The 23065-nt window shown below is 22.1% G+C and carries 28 protein-coding genes and 2 tRNA genes; 15 read left to right on the top strand and 15 right to left on the bottom strand.

The window, feature by feature from the left end:
* Nucleotides 1-3: 3 nt before the first annotated feature.
* From MDPP_RS01465 to MDPP_RS01410, 13 genes are all read left to right on the top strand, one after another.
* Entirely contained in the window at nucleotides 4-1059 is a 1056-nt protein-coding gene (locus MDPP_RS01465; protein WP_144658464.1) for a PCRF domain-containing protein, read from the top strand.
* A 534-nt stretch (nucleotides 1060-1593) separates the two neighbouring features.
* Nucleotides 1594-3195: a ribonuclease Y gene (gene rny / locus MDPP_RS01460; protein ID WP_144658455.1), complete on the top strand. Its 1602-nt coding sequence runs from the start codon at nucleotides 1594-1596 to the stop codon at nucleotides 3193-3195.
* Nucleotides 3196-3328: 133 nt separating this feature from the next.
* On the top strand, nucleotides 3329-4108 hold the full coding sequence (locus MDPP_RS01455) for a TIGR00282 family metallophosphoesterase (RefSeq protein ID WP_144658454.1): 780 nt from the start codon (nucleotides 3329-3331) through the stop codon (nucleotides 4106-4108).
* 34 nt (nucleotides 4109-4142) lie between these two features.
* Nucleotides 4143-5030 (top strand): tRNA (adenosine(37)-N6)-dimethylallyltransferase MiaA, encoded by an 888-nt coding sequence (gene miaA / locus MDPP_RS01450; protein ID WP_144658453.1) that lies wholly within the window; start codon nucleotides 4143-4145, stop codon nucleotides 5028-5030.
* 15 nt (nucleotides 5031-5045) lie between these two features.
* Nucleotides 5046-5621 (top strand): elongation factor P, encoded by a 576-nt coding sequence (gene efp / locus MDPP_RS01445; RefSeq protein WP_144658452.1) that lies wholly within the window; start codon nucleotides 5046-5048, stop codon nucleotides 5619-5621.
* A 688-nt stretch (nucleotides 5622-6309) separates the two neighbouring features.
* Nucleotides 6310-6447: a hypothetical protein gene (locus MDPP_RS02155; RefSeq protein WP_186390732.1), complete on the top strand. Its 138-nt coding sequence runs from the start codon at nucleotides 6310-6312 to the stop codon at nucleotides 6445-6447.
* Nucleotides 6440-7762, top strand: a complete 1323-nt coding sequence (der, locus tag MDPP_RS01440; protein WP_144658451.1) for a ribosome biogenesis GTPase Der — start codon at nucleotides 6440-6442, stop codon at nucleotides 7760-7762. Before MDPP_RS02155 ends, der begins: the two co-directional genes overlap by 8 nt.
* Nucleotides 7762-8745 carry an NAD(P)H-dependent glycerol-3-phosphate dehydrogenase gene (locus tag MDPP_RS01435; RefSeq protein ID WP_144658450.1) on the top strand — a complete coding sequence of 328 codons (984 nt, stop codon included), beginning with the start codon at nucleotides 7762-7764 and terminating at the stop codon, nucleotides 8743-8745. The genes der and MDPP_RS01435 overlap by 1 nt, the downstream gene beginning before the upstream one ends.
* A gap of 131 nt (nucleotides 8746-8876) precedes the next feature.
* Nucleotides 8877-9176, top strand: coding sequence for an HU family DNA-binding protein (locus MDPP_RS01430; RefSeq protein WP_144658449.1), 300 nt, complete (start codon nucleotides 8877-8879; stop codon nucleotides 9174-9176).
* Between the two features lie 19 nt (nucleotides 9177-9195).
* Nucleotides 9196-9420: a hypothetical protein gene (locus MDPP_RS01425; RefSeq protein WP_320410543.1), complete on the top strand. Its 225-nt coding sequence runs from the start codon at nucleotides 9196-9198 to the stop codon at nucleotides 9418-9420.
* Between the two features lie 109 nt (nucleotides 9421-9529).
* Entirely contained in the window at nucleotides 9530-9679 is a 150-nt protein-coding gene (rpmG, locus tag MDPP_RS01420; protein WP_144658448.1) for a 50S ribosomal protein L33, read from the top strand.
* A gap of 147 nt (nucleotides 9680-9826) precedes the next feature.
* A tRNA-Cys gene (locus MDPP_RS01415) sits at nucleotides 9827-9901 on the top strand.
* Nucleotides 9902-10133: 232 nt separating this feature from the next.
* Nucleotides 10134-11735, top strand: coding sequence for an ABC transporter ATP-binding protein/permease (locus MDPP_RS01410; RefSeq protein ID WP_144658447.1), 1602 nt, complete (start codon nucleotides 10134-10136; stop codon nucleotides 11733-11735).
* 82 nt (nucleotides 11736-11817) lie between these two features.
* On the opposite strand, the gene MDPP_RS01405 is transcribed toward MDPP_RS01410, so the two are convergent.
* The 12 genes from MDPP_RS01405 to MDPP_RS01350 all read right to left on the bottom strand — a co-directional run bounded on the left by MDPP_RS01405 (nucleotide 11818) and on the right by MDPP_RS01350 (nucleotide 19796).
* Nucleotides 11818-12237, bottom strand: coding sequence for an OsmC family protein (locus tag MDPP_RS01405; protein WP_144658446.1), 420 nt, complete (start codon nucleotides 12235-12237; stop codon nucleotides 11818-11820).
* Nucleotides 12238-12275: 38 nt separating this feature from the next.
* A complete protein-coding gene (locus tag MDPP_RS01400; protein ID WP_144658445.1) occupies nucleotides 12276-12623 on the bottom strand; it encodes a super-infection exclusion protein B in 348 nt (115 codons plus the stop codon).
* 40 nt (nucleotides 12624-12663) lie between these two features.
* The gene (locus tag MDPP_RS01395) at nucleotides 12664-12870 is read right to left on the bottom strand and encodes a YneF family protein (RefSeq protein ID WP_144658444.1); all 207 of its coding nucleotides are present in this window, start codon (nucleotides 12868-12870) and stop codon (nucleotides 12664-12666) included.
* 131 nt (nucleotides 12871-13001) lie between these two features.
* On the bottom strand, nucleotides 13002-13559 hold the full coding sequence (gene rsmD / locus MDPP_RS01390) for a 16S rRNA (guanine(966)-N(2))-methyltransferase RsmD (RefSeq protein ID WP_144658443.1): 558 nt from the start codon (nucleotides 13557-13559) through the stop codon (nucleotides 13002-13004).
* 12 nt (nucleotides 13560-13571) lie between these two features.
* Complete coding sequence (gene yqeK, locus MDPP_RS01385; RefSeq protein WP_144658442.1) at nucleotides 13572-14150, bottom strand: bis(5'-nucleosyl)-tetraphosphatase (symmetrical) YqeK; 579 nt, start codon at nucleotides 14148-14150, stop codon at nucleotides 13572-13574.
* 22 nt (nucleotides 14151-14172) lie between these two features.
* Nucleotides 14173-14727 (bottom strand): YqeG family HAD IIIA-type phosphatase, encoded by a 555-nt coding sequence (locus MDPP_RS01380; RefSeq protein ID WP_144658441.1) that lies wholly within the window; start codon nucleotides 14725-14727, stop codon nucleotides 14173-14175.
* Nucleotide 14728: 1 nt separating this feature from the next.
* The gene (gene greA / locus MDPP_RS01375; RefSeq protein ID WP_144658440.1) at nucleotides 14729-15202 is read right to left on the bottom strand and encodes a transcription elongation factor GreA; all 474 of its coding nucleotides are present in this window, start codon (nucleotides 15200-15202) and stop codon (nucleotides 14729-14731) included.
* A 123-nt stretch (nucleotides 15203-15325) separates the two neighbouring features.
* Complete coding sequence (locus tag MDPP_RS01370; protein ID WP_144658439.1) at nucleotides 15326-15934, bottom strand: O-methyltransferase; 609 nt, start codon at nucleotides 15932-15934, stop codon at nucleotides 15326-15328.
* Between the two features lie 131 nt (nucleotides 15935-16065).
* The gene (gene ruvX / locus MDPP_RS01365; RefSeq protein WP_246058874.1) at nucleotides 16066-16527 is read right to left on the bottom strand and encodes a Holliday junction resolvase RuvX; all 462 of its coding nucleotides are present in this window, start codon (nucleotides 16525-16527) and stop codon (nucleotides 16066-16068) included.
* Nucleotides 16524-19130, bottom strand: a complete 2607-nt coding sequence (gene alaS / locus MDPP_RS01360) for an alanine--tRNA ligase (RefSeq protein WP_144658437.1) — start codon at nucleotides 19128-19130, stop codon at nucleotides 16524-16526. The genes ruvX and alaS overlap by 4 nt, the downstream gene beginning before the upstream one ends.
* Nucleotides 19131-19220: 90 nt before the next feature.
* The gene (rpmF, locus tag MDPP_RS01355; RefSeq protein ID WP_144658436.1) at nucleotides 19221-19421 is read right to left on the bottom strand and encodes a 50S ribosomal protein L32; all 201 of its coding nucleotides are present in this window, start codon (nucleotides 19419-19421) and stop codon (nucleotides 19221-19223) included.
* A gap of 297 nt (nucleotides 19422-19718) precedes the next feature.
* A tRNA-Arg gene (locus tag MDPP_RS01350) sits at nucleotides 19719-19796 on the bottom strand.
* A 904-nt stretch (nucleotides 19797-20700) separates the two neighbouring features.
* On the opposite strand from MDPP_RS01350, the gene MDPP_RS01345 reads away from it, so the two are divergent.
* Complete coding sequence (locus tag MDPP_RS01345; RefSeq protein ID WP_144658435.1) at nucleotides 20701-20943, top strand: hypothetical protein; 243 nt, start codon at nucleotides 20701-20703, stop codon at nucleotides 20941-20943.
* A 469-nt stretch (nucleotides 20944-21412) separates the two neighbouring features.
* Here MDPP_RS01345 and MDPP_RS02230 read toward each other — a convergent pair whose 3' ends face one another.
* Together MDPP_RS02230 and MDPP_RS01335 are read right to left on the bottom strand one after the other, a co-directional pair.
* Nucleotides 21413-21757 (bottom strand): group II intron reverse transcriptase/maturase, encoded by a 345-nt coding sequence (locus tag MDPP_RS02230; protein WP_186390731.1) that lies wholly within the window; start codon nucleotides 21755-21757, stop codon nucleotides 21413-21415.
* A 147-nt stretch (nucleotides 21758-21904) separates the two neighbouring features.
* Entirely contained in the window at nucleotides 21905-22468 is a 564-nt protein-coding gene (locus tag MDPP_RS01335) for a reverse transcriptase/maturase family protein (protein ID WP_246058875.1), read from the bottom strand.
* Here MDPP_RS01335 and MDPP_RS02195 point away from each other — a divergent pair.
* Nucleotides 22419-22556, top strand: coding sequence for a hypothetical protein (locus MDPP_RS02195; protein WP_246058876.1), 138 nt, complete (start codon nucleotides 22419-22421; stop codon nucleotides 22554-22556). The genes MDPP_RS01335 and MDPP_RS02195 overlap by 50 nt on opposite strands.
* 78 nt (nucleotides 22557-22634) lie before the next feature.
* Here the strand turns inward: MDPP_RS02195 and MDPP_RS01330 are convergent, their stop codons facing one another.
* The gene (locus tag MDPP_RS01330) at nucleotides 22635-22847 is read right to left on the bottom strand and encodes a hypothetical protein (RefSeq protein ID WP_144658433.1); all 213 of its coding nucleotides are present in this window, start codon (nucleotides 22845-22847) and stop codon (nucleotides 22635-22637) included.
* Between the last annotated feature and the right edge of the window lie 218 nt (nucleotides 22848-23065).

Genomic DNA, 23065 nt, shown 5'->3' with positions numbered 1-23065 from the left:
AATATGTTTGATCAGTTAAAAATTATAAAAAAAAAATATTTAAATTTACAAAAAGAACTTATAAAAGGTAATATTGATTTAAAAGATACTTTTTTTTTAAAAGAAATAGGTGAATTAGAAAAAATTGTTTCTTTTTATGATAAATATTTAGAATACCAAGAAGAAAAACAAAAAATAGATGAAACATCAAGAAATGATAAATTTAAAGAAGATAAAGAATTTCTTTTTTTATTACAACAAGAACAACATAATTTAGAAAAAAAAATAGAAAATATTTTATTAAAATTAAAATCATTATTATTTCCTAAAGTAGAAAAAAATGATAAAAAAGTGATTATGGAAATCAAAGGCGCTGCTGGCGGCAATGAATCTAATCTCTTTGTTGGTGATTTATTTCGTGCGTATACAAAATATGCCGAAAATAGAAATTGGAAAATAAAAATTATTAATTTAATTTCAAGTTTAAAAAACGGTATTACCTCAGTTATTTTTGAAATTTGTGGCGATAATGTTTATTCTTTTTTAAAACATGAATCAGGAATTCATCGAGTACAAAGAATACCTATTACTGAAAAAAAAGGAAGAACACATACCTCAACAGTTAAAATTATAGTTACTCCTGATATTGAAAAAAAGAAAATAGATTTAAATTGGAATGATGTTAGAATAGATACTTTCAATGCAAGCGGACCGGGAGGACAATCAGTCAATACTACTAAATCTGCTGTTAGATTAACTCATTTAACTACTGGTATGAGTGTTGCCTCACAAGTTGCTAAAAGTCAACACCAAAACAAAGAAAAAGCTTTTGAATTATTACAAGAAAAAGTTTATCATAAAATTGTATCTAAACAACATAAAGAGAATAATGATATTAAGAAAAAATTAATCGGCAAAGGAGAAAGAAGCCAAAAAATAAGAACTTATCATTATGCTCAAAACAGAATTACAGATCATCGTTTTAATTTAACTTTACACAAATTAGATCTTTTTATGGAAGGTAAAATAGATTTATTGATTATACCTTTAATTGATGAATTCATTAAGCATAAAAATTGAAAATGATTTGTTTATTTTTAATGTTTCGTGTAACAACATATTGCGATAGTACCAATCAAAAATAATAAAATATAACTAGCAAAAATTAAAAATTCTTTTTTCATTTTTTACAATAAAATCCTTTAATTTTTTTAAATATTAAATAAAATTAATATAAAAAATTATTATTTCTTATTTTTGAATATTTTCTAATTTTTTATGAGAGATTTAAAAAAATAAAATATTAAAAGATATTTTGAATATAATTTATCTTTATTATTTATATTTATTTTATCATCAAAATAAAATAAATATAAACTAATTATTTGTTAAGTATAATATTTTTGATTAATATTATAAATTTTATTATAATTTAAAATAATATATTATTTTCTATTAAATAAAATTAATTTCGAATAATAATATATTATTATTCATTATTTTTTAACAAAATAATAACATAATCAAATTTTGTTTTAAAATAATTTAAAATATTGAATATTTATTTTTAAAAAAAATTAAAATAAAATATAAAAATATAGGAAAACACGATTAATGGATAAAAATACTAATAGTGTTGTGTTTATTATTTATTGTATTTTTTTTATAATAACAATTTTATATTTTTTCTTTAATAAACGTAAAATGAATAAACAAATATATATAGTAGAAAAACAAATCAAAGATAGAATATTGAAATCACAATTAATTTCTTCTAAAATGATATCCGAAGCAGAAAAAAAAATATATTTGTTAAAGAAAGAAACAGAAAATGATTTAAATGAAAGAAGAAAAATAATTGTTAATTTAGAAGAAAAAATGATTCATAAAGAAGAATTATTAACTTTTCGGACAGGATATTTAAGTAAAAAAGAAGAACTTTTATATATTCAAGAAAATAAATTAAAAAATAATAAAAATTATATTGAAAAACTTGAAAATAAATTACAAAAACAAATTTATGAACAAATGATGAAATTAGAAGAAATATCTTTTTTAACTTTCGAAGAAGCTCGAAAAGTAATTATGCAAAAAACAGAACAAAATGTTTTCGAAGAAATGCAACACTATATAAAAAAAACTGAAGAAGAATACAAATATCAAGTTCAAAAAAAAGCTAAGATGTTACTTGTTTCTGTAATGCAAAAAATTTCAAGAAAAACTGCTTCTGAACAAAATATTAGTATGATTTTTTTGGAAAAAGATGATTTAAAAGGTAGAATTATTGGCAAAGATGGTAGGAATATTAAAACTTTTGAATTAATAACAGGAGTTGATTTAATAATAGATGATGCACCTAATATAGTTATTTTAAGTTCCTTCGATCCTATTAGAAGAGAAATTGCTAAAATAACTTTGGAAAATTTGATTTTAGATGGAAGAATTACTCCTTCTAGTATTGAAATTATGTTTAAAAAAAAACAAAATGAGATTGATGATATTATTAAAGAAATAGGTGAAGAATCTATTTATGAGTCCAAAATCGGTATTATTGATGAAGAATTAGTACAATTATTGGGAAAATTAAAGTTTAGAACAAGTTATGGTCAAAATATTTTACAACATTCTTTAGAGGTTTCATTTATAGCAGGTAAATTAGCTGCTGAAATAGGAGAAAATGAAATTTTAGCGAGAAGAGCAGGACTATTGCATGATATTGGTAAAGCTTTAGATTACCAAATAGAAGGAAGTCATGTTGAAATTGGTATTAATTTAGCTGCTAAGTATAAAGAATCAGATGAGGTTATTGATGCTATTGCTTCTCATCATGAAGATAAAGAACCAAGTTATTTAATATCTGTTTTAGTTATTATTGCAGATGCAGTTAGTTCTGCTAGACCTGGTGCTCGCCGAGAAACTTTAGAAAATTATATTCAAAGAATTCAAAAACTTGAACAAATTACTAACAAAATTGAAGGAGTTGAAAAATCTTATGCTATTAAATCAGGAAGAGAAATTAGAGTTATTGTTAAAGCAGAAGAAACAAATGATTTATTAACTTTTGCTATAGCAAAAAAAATTAAAAAACAAATACAGACAAATATTAATTACAATGGGAACATTAAAATTATAGTCATTCGAGAATTAAGAGTTAATGAAATAGCTGAAGTTAATAATTTATCGATAAACAAAAATGATCAAAAAAATCAATATTAAAAATTTGATTTATTATTTTTTTTTTCATGCAAATAAAAAAGAAATAATAAATAATTTTGAATGATTATTTAAAATTTTGATTTTTATTTTATTAATATAAAAATTTTAAAAATCAAAAGGAAAGGAGTTAAAAATGAATATTCTTTTTATTGGAGATGTTTACGGCGCCTCAGGAGCAGAATACTTAATGGAAAAAATTAATTTTTTAAAAAATAAATATAAACCTGATCTTGTTGTAGCTAATACTGAAAATGTTGATAATGGAAAAGGCTTAGATTTTAAAAATTATTATGATTTAGTTATTTCAGGAGTTGATTTAATGACTATGGGTAACCATACTTGGGGAAATAGTTTTTTATCAAGTTTTATTGATAAAACCGACATTATTCGTCCTATCAATTTAGATAAAAAATTATCTTCGAGTGGTTCTGGTTTTAAAATATTAAAAAGAAAAAATCAAAAAATTTTAATTATGAATGCTTTAGGAAGAGTTTTTATGAATAATAATAATTTATCTTGTCCTTTTAAACAAGTTGAAAAAATATTAAATAATTATCATCAACAATATGACTATTCTTTATTGGATTTTCATGCTCAAGCTACTAGTGAAAAATTAGCTTTAGCACATTATTTTGATGGTAAGATCGATGCTATTGTAGGAACACACACACATATTCAAACAAATGATGATAGAATTTTACCTCATAATACTCTTTATATTTCCGATGTAGGATTAACAGGACCTTCTGAAGGAGTTATTGGGCAAGATAAAAATATTATTATTCATAATTTTTTAAATGTTAATAATAAGATTAAACATAAAATATCTTCAGGAAAAAGACAAATAAACGGAGTTTTTTTAAATTTAGGAAATAAAAAAAGAAAAATTACCAAAATTACTTTAAAAGAATAAATTTATTATTATTTTAACGAAATAAAACAAAAAAATGGAAAAAAAAAATAAAAAAGTAATAGTTATTTCTGGTCCAACAGCTTCGGGAAAAACAAATTTATCTATTCAAATGGCTAAATATTTTAAAGGAGAAATTATTAACGCTGATTCTGTTCAATTTTATCAAAAATTTGATATTGGTTCAGCTAAAATTTCCGAAGAAGAAAAAAAAAATGTTCCACATCATTTATTAAGTATTATTCATCCCGAAGGTTGTTATAATATTTATGATTTTCAAAAAGCAGTCAGAAAATTATTAACTAATATTAAAATCGCTTTTTTAGTTGGCGGAAGTGGTTTATATATTAAATCTGCTCTTTTTGATTATGAATTATCTTATCAAAATGATTGTCAAAAAAAAGATGAAACAATATTAACCATTAATGAAATGTTACAAATCATTCAAAAAAAAGATCCTAATTTAATTTTAGATACAAAAAATTCTCGTCGTGTTATTAGCGCTTATAAACGTTTAAATGAAAAAACATTAAGATCACAACAAAAAGGAAAAAATATTGCACTTTTTGATATTTTATTTATTTATTTAGATATTGAACGCGATGTTTTAAAACAAAGAATTATATCAAGATTAGATAATATGTTGAAATGTGGTTTTATAGAAGAAGTATTATATTTAATGAAACATCATCCATTATCTAATCTTAATATTATTGGTTATAAAGAAATAAAACTTTTTATAGAAAAAAAAATTAGTTTAAAAAAAGCTAAAGAATTTATTATTCGTAATACTTTAAGATATGCCAAAAGACAAAAAACATGGTTTACTAATCAAGTAGTTGATTTAAAAGTTATTAACGCTTTAAGTTATGATTTAGAAAAAAAAGTTATTGATTTGATTTTAAATTTTTTAAAAAAGGAATAATTAAAATTTAAGAATATGATTAATACAAATGATTTCAAAATAGGACAAACTATTAAATTAAATAATAATATTTATCAAATTTTGGATTTTTTACACGTTAAACCTGGGAAAGGATCTGCTTTTGTCAGAAGTAAATTAAAGAATTTAAAAAATAGTGATATTATTGAACATACTTTTAATGCTGGAATTAAAATAGAAACAGTTTTTATTTATAAACTAAAGTTACAATTTTCTTATCATTTAGATGATTTATATATTTTTTTAGATATGAATACTTATGAAGAAATTCCTATTGCCAAAAATAAATTAGAACATATTTTAAAGTATTTATCAGAGTTAACTGTTATAGAGGTTCTTTTAGATGAACAAAAAGAAATTTTAAACGTTTCTTTACCGGATAAAGTTTCTTTAAAGGTAGTTGATATTGATTCTCACGCTTCTTCAAACAGTTCTAGAAAAAATACTTCTTATAAAAATGCGGTTTTAGAAACAGGAATAATCATTAAAGTACCTCTTTTTATTGAAAAAGATGAGAAAATTATCATTAATACCCAAACAGGGATTTATTTATCTAGAGATGTGAAAAAATAATCTTTTTGAATTTTTTTAATCATTTATAAAATGTATAATAATAAGTAGTATATTTTAATAATCACTTTTTAAATAATTATAATATTTTCTTATAAAGTAAGGAATTTTGATCGCATATATGATAATAAATTTTAAAAAATGTATTTTTTAGTATCGATTAGGATTTCGATTATTTCTTGATGGTCCTTTTAGTTTAGAAAAAAGCACGATTAGTCAATTGCTATCTCCGCAATTAGATTGATTTTATATAAATACAGGTTTTTTTATTTCATATTTTTATTTCGGATTTATTAAAAAATGAAATTTCTTATCATAAAGAAGAACAAAAATTAGGATTAAAATTATGTTCAAAAAAATCAATATTGAGATTAAAATTGAGATTAAAAATGATAAATTTTATTTAAATAGTGAAGATGTAGTTTTTTTCGAAAGATAGCACTATAGTAAAAGAAATGAAATTTATTTTTTCTTTAAGTGTAAGTAGTAAGAGAAAAAAATCTTATTTTAGAAAAAAATGATAAAAAAATCCATATATTATTATGGAAAAAAGAGATATTGGAAAAGATTTTTTTAACTGTTGCTTTTAAAAGAAAGATCTTTAAGAAAATACAAAGAATTATCTAAAAAAATCTAATATTTTGATCGATAAATTTTCTCGATATATTTAAAATAGAAATGTGGAAAAGATATGACATGTGTTTTATCACCTTTAAAATCAGTTAAAGATGCTATTTTATTGGATAATATAAATTTAAATATCAAGGATACTTTATCTTTTATTTTAAATTTAACTAATAAAAAAATATCATATAAATACAATGTTTAAAGTAGCTATAGTAGGAAGACCTAATGTTGGTAAATCTAGTTTGTTTAATCGTATGCTAAAAAAAAGATTATCAATTATTTACGATGAACCAGGCACAACAAAAGATCGTATTTATGCTAAAGTTAAATGGTTAAATCAAAATTTTTTTTTAATTGATACTGGAGGTATTATTATAAGTGATATTTCTTTAGAACAACAAATTAAATTTCAAACAGAATTAGCTATAGAAGAATGTCATTTAATTATTTTAGTAACTGATGGACAAACTAGATTAGTTCAAGATGATTTGGATATTTCTCGTTTATTAAATAAGGTTCATAAAAAAGTAATTGTAGCAGTTAATAAAATAGATAATTTGCATCTTTTAGATAATGTCTATGAATTTTATAATTTAGGATTTCAAGATGTTTTAGGGATTAGTTGTCAACATGGTATTGGTATAGGTGAATTATTAGATAAAATCATTTTTAATCAACAAAATTTTTTCAAAAAAGAAAATAAAATAGAAGATTCAGTAGATTTAAAATTTTGTTTAATAGGTCGTCCTAATGTTGGTAAATCTACTTTAAAAAATGCTATTTTATCGCAAGAAAGAATGATTGTTTCTGATATGCCTTATACAACAACAGATTCAGTTGACACTCTTTTTACAAAAGATGGTCAAAATTATCATATTATCGATACTGCCGGCCTGAGAAAAAAAGGTAAGATTAATAATAAATTAGAAAAATATAGTTTTTTAAGAACAATGGATGCTATTGAAAGGAGTGATATTGTTTGTTTTGTTTTAGATGCTAGTCAAGCGATCACAGATCAAGATAGAAATATTGCTTCTTTAATTTTTAATTTTAATAAATCTTGTATTTTGATTTATAATAAATGGGATTTGGTAGATATAAAAGAAAAAAATATGAAACAATTTGAAGAAAAAATAAAGATAGAATTTAAATTTTTTCATTATATGCCAATTGTTTTTTTGTCTGCGAAAAATAAAAAGAGAATTTCAACATTATTTAGTATTTTAAAAAAAATATTTCATAATTATAATAAAATTTTTTCTTCACATTTGTTAAATGATATTTTATATGAAGCGACACAAATTAATCCTTCTCATTTTTTTAAACAAGGAAAAGCTAAGTTTTATTTTTTGAGACAAAATTCTACTAAACCACCTAAATTTATTTGTTTAGTTAATGATCCTAAATTTATTCATTTTTCTTATGAAAGATTTTTAAAAAATCAATTGAGATTTAGTTTAGGATTAGAAGGCATTCCTTTAATAATAAATTTCAAAAAGAAAGAAGTTGATTTTTAATGTCTAAAATTACTATCCTTGGCGGAGGAGCTTGGGGTTCTACTATAGGTCAGGTTTTAGTTGATAATCGCAATCAAGTTTTGATATATGATATTAATGAAAAATATGTTGAAAAAATAAATAATCATCAACATCCTATTTTCAATTTTTCTTTATTAAATATTAAAGCAACTAATGATTTACAAACAGCATTAGATTATTCTGATATTATAATTTTATGCGTTTCTACTCAACAAATCAGAAGTCTTTTCAAACAGATAAATTTGATCTTAAAAAAAAAAAAGAAAAGTTTTATCAATGTTTCGAAAGGTATAGAATTAAAAAGTAAAAAAATTATTTCTCAAATATTATTAGAAGAAATTAATTCAGATAAAATAACTAATTATGCATGTCTTATAGGTCCTTCACACGCCGAGGAAGTTGTTCAAAGAAAAATAACTTTTTTATTAGCTGCTTCAAAAAGCGATGATTTTCTTTCTAGAATTTCCCAAATTTTTTCTTCTTCTTATTTAAAAATTGATTTTTCTTATGATGTTTTTGGTTGTGAAATTTGCAGTGCTTTTAAAAATGCTTTATCTTTTGTTAGCGGTATTGTAGAATTAGAAAATTTTAGTCAAAATGCAAAATCTGCTTTTATAACTTTTGGAATTCAAGAAATGAAAAAAATTTTAGAAATTTTCCCTGTAGAAAAAGAAACTTTTTTAGGGTTAGCAGGCTTAGGTGATTTAATCGTAACATCTTTTAATCTTAATTCACGCAATTATCAAGCAGGTAAAAAAATTAATTTAGGTGAAAATTTAGAAAAAGTTCTTTCTTCTTCTTCGCAAGTTATAGAAGGTATTTACAATTTAGAAGTTTTTTATCATTTATCGATAGAAAAAAAAATATTTTTGCCTTTGATACAAAGTTCTTATCAGGTAGTTTTTCAAAAAAAACCTATAGATTGTATTTTTGCTAATATTTTAAAGAAAAGTTATGATTAAAAATAAAAAAATGATTAAAATTATTTTAAATTTAATTTAAAAATTTTATTTTATTGATAAAATTATTTTTTTATGCTAAAATCTTATTAGATTTATGTTATTTTAAAAATATATTGAAAAAAGGGGAAAATATGACAAAATCAGATTTAATTAAAAAAATATTTGAAAAAATATTAGAAAATACAAAAGATAAAAAAAATATTACTAAAACACAAATCGAGGATATCTTTTTGTCTTTGGTTGAAGTCGTTGAAGAAACTTTAAAAATGAAAGAAAAAGTGATCGTTCCTGGTTTAGGAGTTTTTCAATTAAAACATAGAAAAGAAAGAACTTGTAAAGTTCCAAAAAGCGAACAAATTGTAGTTGTTCCAGCACAAGATGTTCCTACGTTTACAGTTAGTAAAAAATTGAAGAATTTTTTTAAAAAATAAAGAATTAAATATATATATCATGATGGCTTGGCATAACGAAACTTATCTCATTGGGGAAAGGATCAAAGTTCAAAATAGGAAAGATATTGGTGTAGTTACTCGTATCGATTTTAAAAATGGTTGCATTTATGTTTTGTTTAAAAGAACAGAAGAAAAAAGAATGGAAGAAGTAGTTTATAGATATCCTGAAGATTTGAATAATAATATTCTTAAACCTTTAGTTTTGAATAAAAAATTATCCTAATTTTTTTATTAATATTATATTTTGATTAGATAAAAAAAGAATATTGTTTTTGTTTTATTTTTATTGAATATTTTCTAAATTAGGATTATTATTTTCGGAGGATAATAAATTGAGCGAATTAGTAAAATTAATTTGTACAGAATGCGGAAGAGAAAATTATCATACTTATAAAAATAAAAAGAAACATCCGGCACGTTTAGAATTTCAAAAATATTGTCGTTTTTCTTATAAACATACTATACATAGAGAAAAAAAATAAAATAATTTTTTAGATTTTGAAATCTTATTTTGATATGGATAATTTTATATTTTGGTATTTATTTATTATGATATATAAATATAATATTAATTTTTTTTCAAATTAGGAATAAGAATTCAAAATAATTTCAAGATTTATTTTTTTGATGGCCCTGTAGCCAAGTGGATAAGGCATGGCTCTGCAAAAGCTTGATCATCGGTTCAAATCCGTTCAGGGCCTCCATTTTTTTATTTTTGGTATAAAATGAATTATTTTTATAATTTGAAATTAGCAAAATTAAATAAAAATAAATATTTTATTTAATTTTTTTTTACGATATTATAAGTAATAATTATTATTTTTTTTTTTTTTTTTGATAACATTTATAATGATTGTGACTTATAATATCGTAATAAAATCATGATAATCAAAAATATATATTAAGTTAATTAAAATTTATAATAAGGAGAATTATATGTTTAAAATAGATAATATTAGTAAAAGTTATATTGATAAATTTCAAGTTAAAACTAATGCTTTGAATAATATTTCTTTGACTTTCGCAAAAACAGGAATGATTTTTATTTTAGGTAAATCAGGTTCAGGAAAAAGTACTTTGTTGAATATTTTATCGGGTATTGACAAAGCTAATAAAAATCAAGGAAATATTTTAGTTGCTAATAGTTCTATTTCTGATCTTAATCAAAGAGATTTAGATAATTACAGAAATGGAATGATTGGTTTTATTTTTCAAGAATTTAATTTAATCGAAGATATGAATGTTTTTGAAAATATTAAGTTATCTTTATCACTTCAGAGAAAAAATGTAGATGTAAATTTAGTTGATTCTTTATTAAAAGAATTAGATTTAGATAATTCTATAAAAACTAAAAAGATTTATGAATTATCTGGTGGACAAAAACAAAGAGTAGGAATAATTCGTTGTTTAATCAAAAACCCTAGAATTGTCTTAGCTGACGAACCTACCGGAAATTTAGATAACATAACAGGAAAACAAGTTTTTGATAAGTTAAAATCTGTTTCTTCTCAAAAATTAGTTATTATTATTTCGCATGATGAAGAAAATGCTTTTAAATATGCAGATCGCATTATTAGAATTAAAGATGGTCGTATTGAGGATGATTTAATTAAAAAAACTAATATTAACAACGACAATATATCTAAAAAAACAAAATTCAAAGTAGGTTCTGCTTTAACAGAAGAAATGTTAGAACAATTAGAACAAAATAATAATTTTTCAAAAAATATTTTCAAAAATTTTGAAAAAAATCCTAATGTTATTTATCCTCACTTTCAAATAAATGATTTTAATTCATTACCAAGTCGTTTAGATTTTAAAAATATTTTTCGAATGGGAATAAATTGTTTTAAAAATAGAAAATTGTCTTTAGCAATTATTATTTTCATATTTTGGAATTTTTTTCATAGTTTTATTTTTGAAAATTTAATGATTGCCTTAGGAAAAGCTGAGATTAACAATAAATTATCATTATTATTTATAATAGAAAATTTAAAAAATATTTTTTTTACTATGTCCAAGGAAATAAAAATTATTTTTATTCTTCTTTACATGTGTATATGGTTAATACCGTTTTTTTTAATTAAAATGTATTTTAATATCAGTATTCGTTTTAAAAAAAGAGAGATCGGTATTTTAAGAAGTTTAGGTTCTAATGGAGTTAATATTGCAAAAATCTTTTTATTTCAATGTTTTGTTTTTGCTTTTATTGCAACTTTATTTTCTTTTTGTTTATCTTCTTTTTCTTCTAATTATGTAACTAACTTGGCATTCGAAGAAATTTTTCCGAAATTGCCGAAATTGAATTTTCTTACGTATTTTAAAGATGATTCTATTCGCGAAAAAATTAAACAATATTATAATTATAATCATAATATAGAAATGTTGGTTTTTTTCTTAGTTCGACCAATAAAAAGAATTTTTTCTTTATTAATTTATACTTTTATTTATACAATAATATTTAGTTTAATGTCTATTTTTTTACCTATTATGAAATTGATAAAACAAAAACCAATAGATATTATTAATGATAAATAAAAAAATAAATTTATCCAAATTAAAATAAAAAAAGCTATTTATTTAAATAAATAGCTTTTTTTGTATTTTTTTATAAAAATAATTATAAATAATTAATTTTTATTTCATCATAAGAAACAGGGTATAATTTGATATACGGATATTGGTTTAACATTTTAGAAATAGGACATTTTTTATGTGCTAATTCCATTATTTCTTTTATTTTATCATTGGAAAAATCTGGAATTCCGCAAAATAAATTAATATTGAAATACATATTTTTTTGTTGATCTAAACAAGTTTTGCAATCAACTTTAATTTTAATATCTAACATATTGAAATTTTTTTTAATTGTTTTATAAAAACAAATAACTAGTGATAAACAAAATAATTCTTTTGGAGAAAGATATTGTCCGTTATTATTTGTCAAAATAGATTTTAAATTACTTCTTAAACCGTTTTTTATAATTCCTAAATCTTCAAAATTTGGTTCATAATAAACAATAATTTCTAGATTATTCATTTTTTATCTTAATAAAATACTCCTTTTAATTTAAGTTTTTATTTTTTTAAATAGATCTTTTTTAATTCATTATCTTTATGAATGAAATCAAAAATTTTTGAGTTTAAAGAATAGATAGCATTTAAAGGATTATTTTCATCATTTTTTAATTTAAATAAAATTTGCAAATCTATAAATTTTTTTGTAATTTCAGAATTTTGTTCTAAAGGTATTTTTTGTTCTTTGTTTTTAAGAATTGTTTTTAAAATTTCTTTTTCGAAATTATTAAATTTTAATAAATATTTTTTAATTTGGTTATAAATATTATTTTTATAAAATCGATCCATTGCAAAAAAAATTAATAATATAAAAATAAAAAATAGCAATATTGTAATTAAATGATTCATATCTATATGTGTTATTTTCTTTTCTTTGATATACAATAATTTATTTCTGTTTTTTTATACCAGACATGATTTGTTTAATTTGTTTTTCGCTAGGATTACGACCCATTTGTTTAAACATGTCTTTAATTTGTTTTTCGCTAATAGGAGGATTTTTTTCTAAATATTTTTTAAAACCAAAAAACATAATGACAGCACCTAAAATATTCCCTAATAAAAATAAAATTATATAATATACAATTTCATACATAATTAATATAATATCTCCTTTTTTTTGAATCAAATATTTCATTTCATAATATTTATATACTTATATTATAATTTTAATATAATGTATTGTTACAAAAAATTTTTCAATAAATGTCTTATAATTCTATTGTTTTAAATATTTTTTTGATAATAATAGACTTTTTTTGTTCCATATTTTTTACTTTTAGTTAAGATAAAATTATTTATAATATTTGGTAAAAAACTTTTATGATGAATTTCATAAACAACAGTGCTGTTAGAATTAGTTATATTTCCGAAATAATTAAATAAAAATATATAATTTTTATAAAAATATGGAGGATCTAAAATAATTAAATCAAAAATTAATTTTTGTTTAATTATTTTTTTGATAATTTGCAAAACATCACTATAAAAAATTTTTATTTTGTCATCATTTAAATTAATTTTTTTTTTATTTTTTTTTATAGTTTGAATAGCTAAAAATAAATTATCTACTGAATAAACTTGTTTAGCTTTTCTACTTAAAGCCTCAAAACCATAAGCACCTGAACCCGAAAATAAATCTAAAACAAAACTATTAATAATTTTGTTACCTATGGTGTCAAAAATAGCTTTTCTTACTAAATGCGAAGTATGACGAGTTTTAATAGATTTAACTGTATTTAAACAAAATCCTTTATATTCTCCCCCGATAATTTTAAGAAACATTGAGTAATTTCCTTAACGTTTTCTTTTTAATCGTTTTTTTTTAAAAATATCAAGGATTTCTAAATTTTCTTCGAAAATAGGAATGTTTTTTTGCTTATTAAAAAATTCTATTCTGGATTTTAAAATAAAATAGATACTTTGATTCATATTTTCGAAAGCTAATTTACGAAAATAATTTATTTGAGGGTAATTTATATTATATTCAGTTTTATCACTTAAAAAAATAATTTTGTCTAGTTTATTCATTCTTTTATGCCCCCAGACATGTTTTTTAATAGCATTTAAAATTTTTTTATCTTTGATATTAAATTCTTTTTCAGCAATCAAAGATGCACTAAAAGCATGATATATAAAAGGAACTTTTTCATATTTTTTTATAATTTTTGTGTTTAATAATGATAAATGAAATTCTAAAGGTTCATTTTTTGTATAATCATGTAATAAAGCGGCAATTTGTGCTGCGATAATATCTACTTTATGACAACGTGCTAATTTAATAGCTTGCCTATGTACTCCTAAAATATGATTTAATTTAGCAGTATCTTTTTGAAATTTTTGATTTATTTTTTCTAAAATATTTTTTATTAACATATTAAATATAATTATTCTTTTTTTATATTTCTAGGAAATGTTGGAATTTTTTTTTATAAAGTTGTGGATCTATTTTTTTTATTTTTTTGATAAAAGGTTTTTCGATAAAAAAACGATTTAATTTAGTCCAAAATGATTCTTTAGAAGGATCTAAGGGTTTTATTAGAACAGAAATAATATTTATTTTATTAGCTCCTTGAATATCTGTTGTTAATTGATCACCAATCATTATAGCTTGATCATAAGAAACATTAAACAAATCCAAAGCTTTTAAAAAACCTTTAACACAAGGTTTTTTTTGATAAAATTTTAAATAAATATAATCAAAATCAGGATATAAAATTTTTTTTAATTTACCTTTCGAAGCATTAGAAATAATAACTAAAAAAAATTTTTTTTTTATTTTATATAAAATTTTTTTTATTTTTGGATTAATTTGATTTTCATTATATTTTAATAAAGTATTATCTAAATCTAACAAAATTGCTTTAATCCCTTTTTGAAAAAAAAAATCATAAGGTATTTGGAATATAGAATTAAAATAAAATTTAGGCAAATACTTATAATATTTTTTCATTTTATATAACTTTTAAAATTTCTACTTTAAAAGTTTTGCCTGTTTCACTTTTAACTGAAACTGTATCGCCTTCTTGATAGTTTTTGATACTTTGTCCTAAAGGTGATTCAATAGAAATTTTATCAGCAAAAGGATCTGCTTCTAAAGATCCTACTAACTGTAAAGTTTTTTCTTCAGAATTATTCTGAAATTTTAAATGTACTGTTTTACCAATATTAATTTTTTTGTTTGTATTATTGTTTTTAATAATAATGGCATTTTTTAAAATATTTTTGATTTCTAAAATACGAGATTCAATATTAGCTTGTTCATCACGTGCGGCGTTATAATCAGCATTTTCGCTTAAATCTCCTTGTTCTCGGGCTTCTCTTAAAGCTTCTAAATTTTCATTTCTTTTCACATTGGTTAGATAATCTAGTTCACTTTTTAATTTATCTATTCCTGATTGGGTTAATTCATAATTTTTTTTTTTCATTTTTTTTTATTCCTTTTTCAATTTTTATTTATTTTATTTAAAATTTATAATTGAATATATTTTTATTTATAATATATTTTAAATTTTCAACAATTTCAATTTCTTTTATAAATAGTTATTTGATTATAATTGAAATTTAAGATTTTTTTTCCAAGAAATACTTAACCCATCTCCTATATTTAAAAAAGAAGTTTCAAAATGATTATTATTTTTTAAAAAAATTTTAAAATTATTAATTTTATTAATTATGCGTTTAGTACTACGAGATATTTTCAAAAGATTTATATTTAAGTTATTAAAATGAATATTATCACATATGATAATACCATGAGATTTTAAGAATATATGATATTTATTAAATAATTTTTCATATTGAACTTTAGCAGCATCAATAAAAATAAAATCATAAGTTTTAGTTGGTTTATAAAATAAAGCTTCTGACCAAATTAATTCTATATTATAAGGAAATCGAGATAAAAAAAACTGAGCTAATCGGTAGCTAATATAATCTCTTTCTATTGTTTGTATATGATTAAATTTATTACTCATTGCTAGAGAACTGTAACCAATAGCAGTTCCTATTTCTAAAATATGAGATATATTATTTTTTTGAATAATTTTTTGTAGAAAAAATAAGGTTTCATCATGGATAATTGGTATATTTTTCTCTAAAGCATATTTTTTCATTTTGATTAAAAGATTATTTTTCCATTTATTTTGATTTTGTTTCATAATAATATATATTTAGATTTTATGATATATTTTGTCGATATTATTCAATTATTTAATTTATTTATTATTAAAAAATGAATTTTAATTTGTAATAAATTGTGTAATTTATGTTTAATATCGAAAAAATTAATTTAAATCTTTGATTTTTTTTCATCTTTTTGGTAATTTAAAAAATTTTGTAAAATTATCATTGCTGCTATTTCGTCTTTGTATTTTTTAATATTTTTTTTTTTATAATTATTTTGATGTAAAATTTCTAAAGCTTGTATGGTGGTTAAACGTTCATCCCATAAAATAATTTTTACATTGTAACAAGATTTTTTAATTTTTTTCTGAAAATTTATACTAATTTTAGCTTTAATTCCTAAATTATTATTCATATTTTTAGGTAACCCTAAAATAATAGTTTTAACATTAAATTTTGCAATTATTTTTTTTAAATGAGGGATTAATATTGTATATTGATTTTTTGGAAAATAAATAGTTTTTAAATTATATGCAATTATTCCAAATTCAGAAATAGCAATACCTAAAGTTTTTTCTCCTAAATCTAATCCTAAAAAAACATTTTTATAATTTGAATCAGTATTCACAAAATACAAGATTTCCAATTTTCTAGAAATTTATGAATTTTGTTTATATCAGAACAATTACCTTGTCCAAAATTTTTATTTCCACCACCTTTAATATCGATTATTTTTTTAATTTCATTAATAAAACAACTTACATCAATAGTTTTGCTTTTGCATAAGAAATTAAATTTTGTTTTCTGTTCAAAACATAAGCATAAAAAGTCTGTTTTTAATTTGTTAAATAAATGTTCTAAAAGAATTTTTCTTATATTTATAGGAATTTCTTCTTTAATTGTAATTAATAAATTTTTTTCAATTTTTATCGGAATGAAAAGATTTGCTTTTTTCAAAATTATTTGCGATTGTTTTTGAATAATTTCTTTCTGAATTATTTCAGATTTTTTTCTTAAATGTTGTAATTGTTTTTTATAATCTAAAATATTTTGATAACTGTTAAAAGAATTATTACGAATACTTGAAAAATCTTCTATAATAAAATCATTATTATTTTTCAATTGATTAATTTTATTTATAATATTATTCTCTTCTTCGATAAATAATTCTATTTTTTGTTTTAATGCAAAATCAATATTTTGATCTGTTGTTGCTTCGATTCTATGAATACCTGATCCAATTAAATTATAAGATATAATCGCAAATTTTTTCAATTTTTTTGTATTATTTGCATGCGTACCTCCACAAATTTGAAGAGAAATATTATCTCCGATTTGAATTACTCTAACTTGTTCTGGATAATGATTATCATCTAAAAAATGAGCATTGATTTTTTGAGCTTTTTCGAAATTCATATTTTTAGTTATAATAGGATATTTTTTTTCAATCCATGAATTCACTTGATTTTCTATTTTCAATAATTGTTCTTCGTTTATATTTTCGTAATGATTAAAATCAAATCTTAAAAATTTTTCGTTTAAATAAGAACCTTTTTGTTTAACATGTTCTCCTAATGTTATCTTCATAGCATCATAAAGAAGATGAGTAGCTGTATGGTTAAGAGATATTTGTTTTCTTTTTTCAAGATCAATTTTAGCAAATATTTCTTGTCCTTCGGAAAAAATATTTTTTTGTAAATGATGCAAATGTTGTCCGTTAGGTAATTTAGTTACTTCTAAAACAGGAATATCATTTATCCATCCTTTATCTCCAATTTGTCCTCCCATTGTAGCATAAAAAGGAGTTTTTTTTAAAATAATTGCTTGATCACAAATTTTAATAACTTTAGTTTTGATTTCAAAATTTTGATAACCAACAAATTCACTTTTTTCTTGAAAATTAAAAAAAATATTATTCTTTTTTTGAATATTATATTTTGTTTTATCGATCTGAGAACGAGATAATGTTTTTTGTTTTTCTAAAAAAATTTCAAATTCTTTTAAATTTATTTGAATTTTGTTTTTTTTAGCATATTCTAAAATAATTTCGCGAGGGATACCATAAGTATCATAAAGTTTAAAAAAATTTTCTCCCGAAATATTATTATTTTGAATTAATTGAAAAAAATAAGTTTCCCCCATTTTTAAATTAATAAAAAATTTTTCTTCTTCTGATTTAATTATTTTTTCTATAAAATCTATTTTAGATATTGTAAAGTGATAAAATGATTTATAAATATCAACAACATTTGAAACTAATTTATATAAGAAAGGTTTTTGTAATCCTAAAAAATGTCCTTGTAATAGAGCTTTTCGCAAAATTCTTTTTAATACATAACCTCTTCCGTTATTATCTAAAATAACTCCATCATTGATTCCAAAAACTAATGATTTAACATGGTCAGAGATAATTTTAAAAGATTCTTGATTTTGATAATTAATATGAGATATCAAAGCTATTTTTTTTATAATAGGTAAAAAAAGATCGGTTTCAAAGTTAGTTTTAGTTTGTTGAAAGATACACGCTAAACGTTCTAAACCAGCTCCTGTATCGATATTTTTACTGATTAATTCTTGATAATGTGAACGTTCAACATTTATTTTGGCGTTATATTGTGAAAAAACAATATTCCAAATTTCTATAAAACGATTATTAGGAATATTTTTTTTAATTAATTCTTTTCCTCTATGATCGTATTGTTCTCCTCGATCGAAAAAAATTTCTGTACAAGGACCGCAAGGTCCCTCTCCGATTTCCCAAAAATTGTTTTTTAAAGGAATTAAATTTTGAAAATTGATCCCCTTTTGAATCCATAAATGATATGTTTCTGAATCTTGTTCAAAGTAAGTTATATATAATTTTTTCGGATCAATGCAAAAAAAACTTTGAGATGTTAATAATTCATAAGATAAATCAATAGCTTCTTTTTTAAAATAATCTCCAATAGAAAAATTTCCTAACATTTCGAAAAAAGTATGATGTATATCGGTTTTTCCTACATTATCTATATCATTAGTTCTTAAACATTTTTGGATATTAACTATTTTTGTAAAAAGAGGTTTTTTAGTTCCATCAAAATATTTTTTTAAAGGAGTTATACCAGCATTAATCCACAACACAGAAGGATCTTGATAAGGAACTAAAGAAGCAGAACTAATTTTATGATGTTTTTTATTTTTAAAAAAATTTAACCATATTTCTCGAATTTCTTTCGCACTTAATTTTTTCATTTTTTTTGTTCTCTTATTTTTTTCTTTTTTTTTATTATAAAAATAAAAAAAGATAATTAATACTATTTGGTATTTTTTAAATTTTTAATATTAATTATCTTTTGTTGTTTCTTTTTTTTTACTAGTTAAAAATAATTTACCATTATAATAAGCACTATTGCGTGTAATGCGATGCGGTAAAGTAAAATTATCTGTTTCAGAACATACAACCAAAGTAGGTTTTTTTAATTTAAAATGTGTACGTCTTTTTCTTTTTGCAGTTTTACTAGTTCTTCTAAAAGGGACAGCCATGTTTTTATTTCCTTTATTTTAATTTATTGTTAAAAATATATTGTTTTTATTGAAATTAAAATTCAAAATTAAAAAATAAGTAAAAATAATTACTAATCTATTTTTTTTGTTCATTTGTGATGAATTTATATCTATATAATATTTTTTTATTATTAAATTATAAATATTATAAATAATAAAATAGCATTTTTATTATTTATAATATTAAGAAATTATTTCTAAATATCTAAACAAAATATTTTTATTCATGATTAAAAATCCCATTATTTTTGATTAAATAAACTTAAATCATGATGATGGCGTTTGAGAAGGGATTCGAACCCCTGACCGACGGCTTAGAAGGCCGTTGCTCTATCCATGCTGAGCTACTCAAACTTTTTTAAGACAACCTTTATTATACTTTAAAGATAATAATTTTGCAATCTGTTTTATGTATAAATAATTGAAACATAAATAATAATGTTTTGTGTATTTATAAATTTTTTCTATATTTTTGAATAACATTTAAAATTTTTTTACATCGAAATAATTAGTTTGTATTAAATCATTATGAAAAACAATCATAAAATCGTTTCTTCTTTTATAATGAATGAAATTTCATGATATTATGATAATCTAAAAATAGATATTTCTTTACTTTTATTAAAATTTTTTTATGAAATAATATAATTTTAAATTTTATAAATATTTAAAATTTTTTGACGATTGTAAAGATATTTTTACGTATTATAAATTTGAATTCACAATTTAGGCTTTTCTTATTCATTAACAGTTTAGTTTTTTATTAATATAGAAGAACTAAAATTTTTCTTTTTTTAATGAAAAATGATAAAATAATTTAAATTAATTTTTTATTTAAAAAAATAAATATATTTTTGTAGAAAGGAGTTTTTATGAGTAAAATTTTAAATTTTCTTATTTATTTTAAATATCTATATGCTTTTTATATAATTTATAAAAATATCGTGATTCCTTTGTATTATTTAAATCGTGAAAATAGATCTAAATTTCGAACATTATTTAAATTTTATAATAGGTACAAATTATAACAAAGACAACAATACCATGATTCGTTATTATATTAATTTAATATTTAAGTCAATATTTTCTTTTTTGCGTGGTGAAATGTCTTATGAAGTTTTATGAATTTGAATCAAAACATTTGAAAAAAGCTGGTTTTAGTGAATCATAAATTAACGAATTTGAACAATATGAAGTATATTAGTTATAAAGTTGATTTTAGTGGAAGAAATTTTCTAAAATATTTTAGAATAAAAAAATGAATTTTAATAAATCTTTATATTTAAAAATTTTATTTGTTATTTTGGGTTTGTTGTCTTGTTTTATTTTTCCATTAGTAATTGATTATTATCGCACTAATTTTTTACAAATTAATGAGAATTATTGCGATAGTGAAGATATTATTTCCGATTTACATTTTTCTTTGCAAGAACAACAAAAAAAATACAACAATTATTGTGATAGATTCATGGCGTTTGGGAGTTTCCTCTTATTACCATGAGTCCCACACACCACCGTACGAGCAAGTTTCCAAGCATACGGCGGTTCTAGATTTGTACTTTTAGATGGTTTTATTTATTTTTGTTTGTTTTTAAATTTTAAAACTAGAAAGTTGTTGATTTGTTATTTTCCGATGACATTGTTGGCAAAGGACCTTTGTTTCTTTGTTTCTGATGCTAAGCCAGTTTTTGTTTCGAATTGTCTTACAGTGGTGTATTTCTAATTTGGTATTTTCTATACCGCAATTTTCACACCATATTGCGGCTAATCTTTCAGTGAGACTGGTTCTTCCCTTGTAAATATTCGGGTTAGGTATTGAGTCGCTGAGCTTTTTATAGCTTCGTTTTTTCTTTACCTTGTCCCAGCTGAAATTGTCCCAAATTTCATATCTCTCTTTCTCTTTGTGTTTAAATCTGATGCCGAAATTATCCTTTACAGCGTATTTTCTCCGTACTTTAAGGACGGATGATTTAAACTTTCGTGCCAGGGTATTTGAGTAAGGCATAGGTTGCAATATAATACAATTTACCTAGTTGAGCGATATTGCTTGCGTATGCAAAGTAGTTCAGAAATCCGTTAAGACAACTTTTATAGTTTCGGACAATCTCCAAGACATCGAAAGAATGAAAATACTCTCGATGTTTTATCTTCCCCTTCTTGCTTATCCAATCATTCGCATGTGCGTATTGGTTGACTTTTTTAGGGTCAATCTTTACGCGTGGGTGGCCGTTTATTCGTCTACTCGCTTGCTTTCTTTTACCTGTGTTTGCAACAGGGTTGGTAGCTACTTGGTAGCCTAGAAAATCAGCTCCCAAGTTTTGTTTGGTAATCTTGGTTTTCGCTTCGGAGATTTTTAATTTTAACTCCTTTTCTAGGTAGTTAATTACTGTTTCCTTGATTTTGATTGCTGTTGCTATTTTACCCGTTCTTACGCCAATAATAAAATCGTCGGCGTAGCGTAGTTATTCCACGCTTAGGGGTCTACGGGAATATCTTTTTAAGGTTTTGAATTTTTCTATAAGCTTATTCAATTTTTCCTTATTTTGATTATCCCTTCTTTTCTTCTTAAGTCGACTAATTTTCGACACGATATTGCTATATTCTGAGTTTATATTAGCTTCTTTTTGAATTACGGGTAGAATCTTCTTTTCCATAAATTTATCGAATTCGTTTAGGACGATATTCGATAAAATTGGCGAGATAATTCCACCTTGCGGAACCCCTGAGTAGGTTGGTGTCTTAATGTGATTTCTCATTATTCCACTTTTTACCATGGTATCAATGATTTTCACTACTTTATGCTTAGTAATATCTCTCGACAAAATCTTGTTTAATATGTCGTGATTGACGTTTCTAAAGAAATCTTCTAAATCTATTTTTATATAGTAGTCGATTCCATTAAATCTTTGTTGGAAACGCTTCACCGCATCGTGACAAGATTTACCAGGTCTGAACCCAAAACTCCATTTGGAGAATTTGGGTTCGTATATTGCTTCTATTTGCAACCTTAAGACTTCTTGTACTATCCTATCTTTGATGGTAGTTAGACCGAGTGGTCTTGTTTTGTCCTTACTTTTAGGAATATCGATTCTTCGGACTGGTTGGGGGTTGTAGTTATTGTCCCTCACGGTGTTTCTAATATTTTCGATGTGGTCGAGGTTGTATCCGTCGACCGTTTCATTATCCACACCGCTAGTGGCCAGCGCCTTTGTTTTTACTAACCTTATTGAATGCTACATAGTAGCTTTCTAGCATGTTCGTAATTTCTCGATATTTGTCTTTCCTTTGTTTTATATTTAAAACAACCATTTCGTGAAGTTGCTTTAATTTTGTCGAAAGTTTAGAATCATTGTTTTCATTATTTAATTCAATTGTAGCCATAAATGTGCTACCGCCTTTCTTCATCCAAAATTAAAGCTTAAATCTAGTTCCTCTTTCGCCTTGTGCTAGGGCTTGCACTGTTCCAAAACTTTAGACACTTTTTGTTTTTTAAAAATTCTTTAAGACTAACTATTCAGTTAGTCTTTTTTTATTAAATAAGACTAAAAAAGACTCTAAGACTTCTAAGACTTAGACAGCTAAGACACTTTAAAATATATATATTTCTTTTTCTTTATTAAAAA

This window comes from Candidatus Phytoplasma pini (assembly GCF_007821455.1).
GTDB classification, from domain to species: domain Bacteria; phylum Bacillota_I; class Bacilli_A; order Acholeplasmatales; family Acholeplasmataceae; genus Phytoplasma; species Phytoplasma pini.
The sequence above is the reverse complement of the archived record's forward strand: the minus strand, read 5'-3'. Positions and strand labels throughout refer to the sequence as shown.

Coding starts and splice junctions, on each gene's coding strand:
- MDPP_RS01465 (WP_144658464.1), top strand. CDS start 4: ATGTTTGATCAGTTAAAAATTATAAAAAAAAAATATTTAAATTTACAA.
- rny (WP_144658455.1), top strand. CDS start 1,594: ATGGATAAAAATACTAATAGTGTTGTGTTTATTATTTATTGTATTTTT.
- MDPP_RS01455 (WP_144658454.1), top strand. CDS start 3,329: ATGAATATTCTTTTTATTGGAGATGTTTACGGCGCCTCAGGAGCAGAA.
- miaA (WP_144658453.1), top strand. CDS start 4,143: ATGGAAAAAAAAAATAAAAAAGTAATAGTTATTTCTGGTCCAACAGCT.
- efp (WP_144658452.1), top strand. CDS start 5,046: ATGATTAATACAAATGATTTCAAAATAGGACAAACTATTAAATTAAAT.
- MDPP_RS02155 (WP_186390732.1), top strand. CDS start 6,310: ATGACATGTGTTTTATCACCTTTAAAATCAGTTAAAGATGCTATTTTA.
- der (WP_144658451.1), top strand. CDS start 6,440: ATGTTTAAAGTAGCTATAGTAGGAAGACCTAATGTTGGTAAATCTAGT.
- MDPP_RS01435 (WP_144658450.1), top strand. CDS start 7,762: ATGTCTAAAATTACTATCCTTGGCGGAGGAGCTTGGGGTTCTACTATA.
- MDPP_RS01430 (WP_144658449.1), top strand. CDS start 8,877: ATGACAAAATCAGATTTAATTAAAAAAATATTTGAAAAAATATTAGAA.
- MDPP_RS01425 (WP_320410543.1), top strand. CDS start 9,196: ATGATGGCTTGGCATAACGAAACTTATCTCATTGGGGAAAGGATCAAA.
- MDPP_RS01410 (WP_144658447.1), top strand. CDS start 10,134: ATGTTTAAAATAGATAATATTAGTAAAAGTTATATTGATAAATTTCAA.
- MDPP_RS01405 (WP_144658446.1), bottom strand. CDS start 12,237: ATGAATAATCTAGAAATTATTGTTTATTATGAACCAAATTTTGAAGAT.
- MDPP_RS01400 (WP_144658445.1), bottom strand. CDS start 12,623: ATGAATCATTTAATTACAATATTGCTATTTTTTATTTTTATATTATTA.
- MDPP_RS01395 (WP_144658444.1), bottom strand. CDS start 12,870: ATGTATGAAATTGTATATTATATAATTTTATTTTTATTAGGGAATATT.
- rsmD (WP_144658443.1), bottom strand. CDS start 13,559: ATGTTTCTTAAAATTATCGGGGGAGAATATAAAGGATTTTGTTTAAAT.
- yqeK (WP_144658442.1), bottom strand. CDS start 14,150: ATGTTAATAAAAAATATTTTAGAAAAAATAAATCAAAAATTTCAAAAA.
- MDPP_RS01380 (WP_144658441.1), bottom strand. CDS start 14,727: ATGAAAAAATATTATAAGTATTTGCCTAAATTTTATTTTAATTCTATA.
- greA (WP_144658440.1), bottom strand. CDS start 15,202: ATGAAAAAAAAAAATTATGAATTAACCCAATCAGGAATAGATAAATTA.
- MDPP_RS01370 (WP_144658439.1), bottom strand. CDS start 15,934: ATGAAACAAAATCAAAATAAATGGAAAAATAATCTTTTAATCAAAATG.
- alaS (WP_144658437.1), bottom strand. CDS start 19,130: ATGAAAAAATTAAGTGCGAAAGAAATTCGAGAAATATGGTTAAATTTT.
- rpmF (WP_144658436.1), bottom strand. CDS start 19,421: ATGGCTGTCCCTTTTAGAAGAACTAGTAAAACTGCAAAAAGAAAAAGA.
- MDPP_RS01345 (WP_144658435.1), top strand. CDS start 20,701: ATGAATTTTAATAAATCTTTATATTTAAAAATTTTATTTGTTATTTTG.
- MDPP_RS01330 (WP_144658433.1), bottom strand. CDS start 22,847: ATGAAGAAAGGCGGTAGCACATTTATGGCTACAATTGAATTAAATAAT.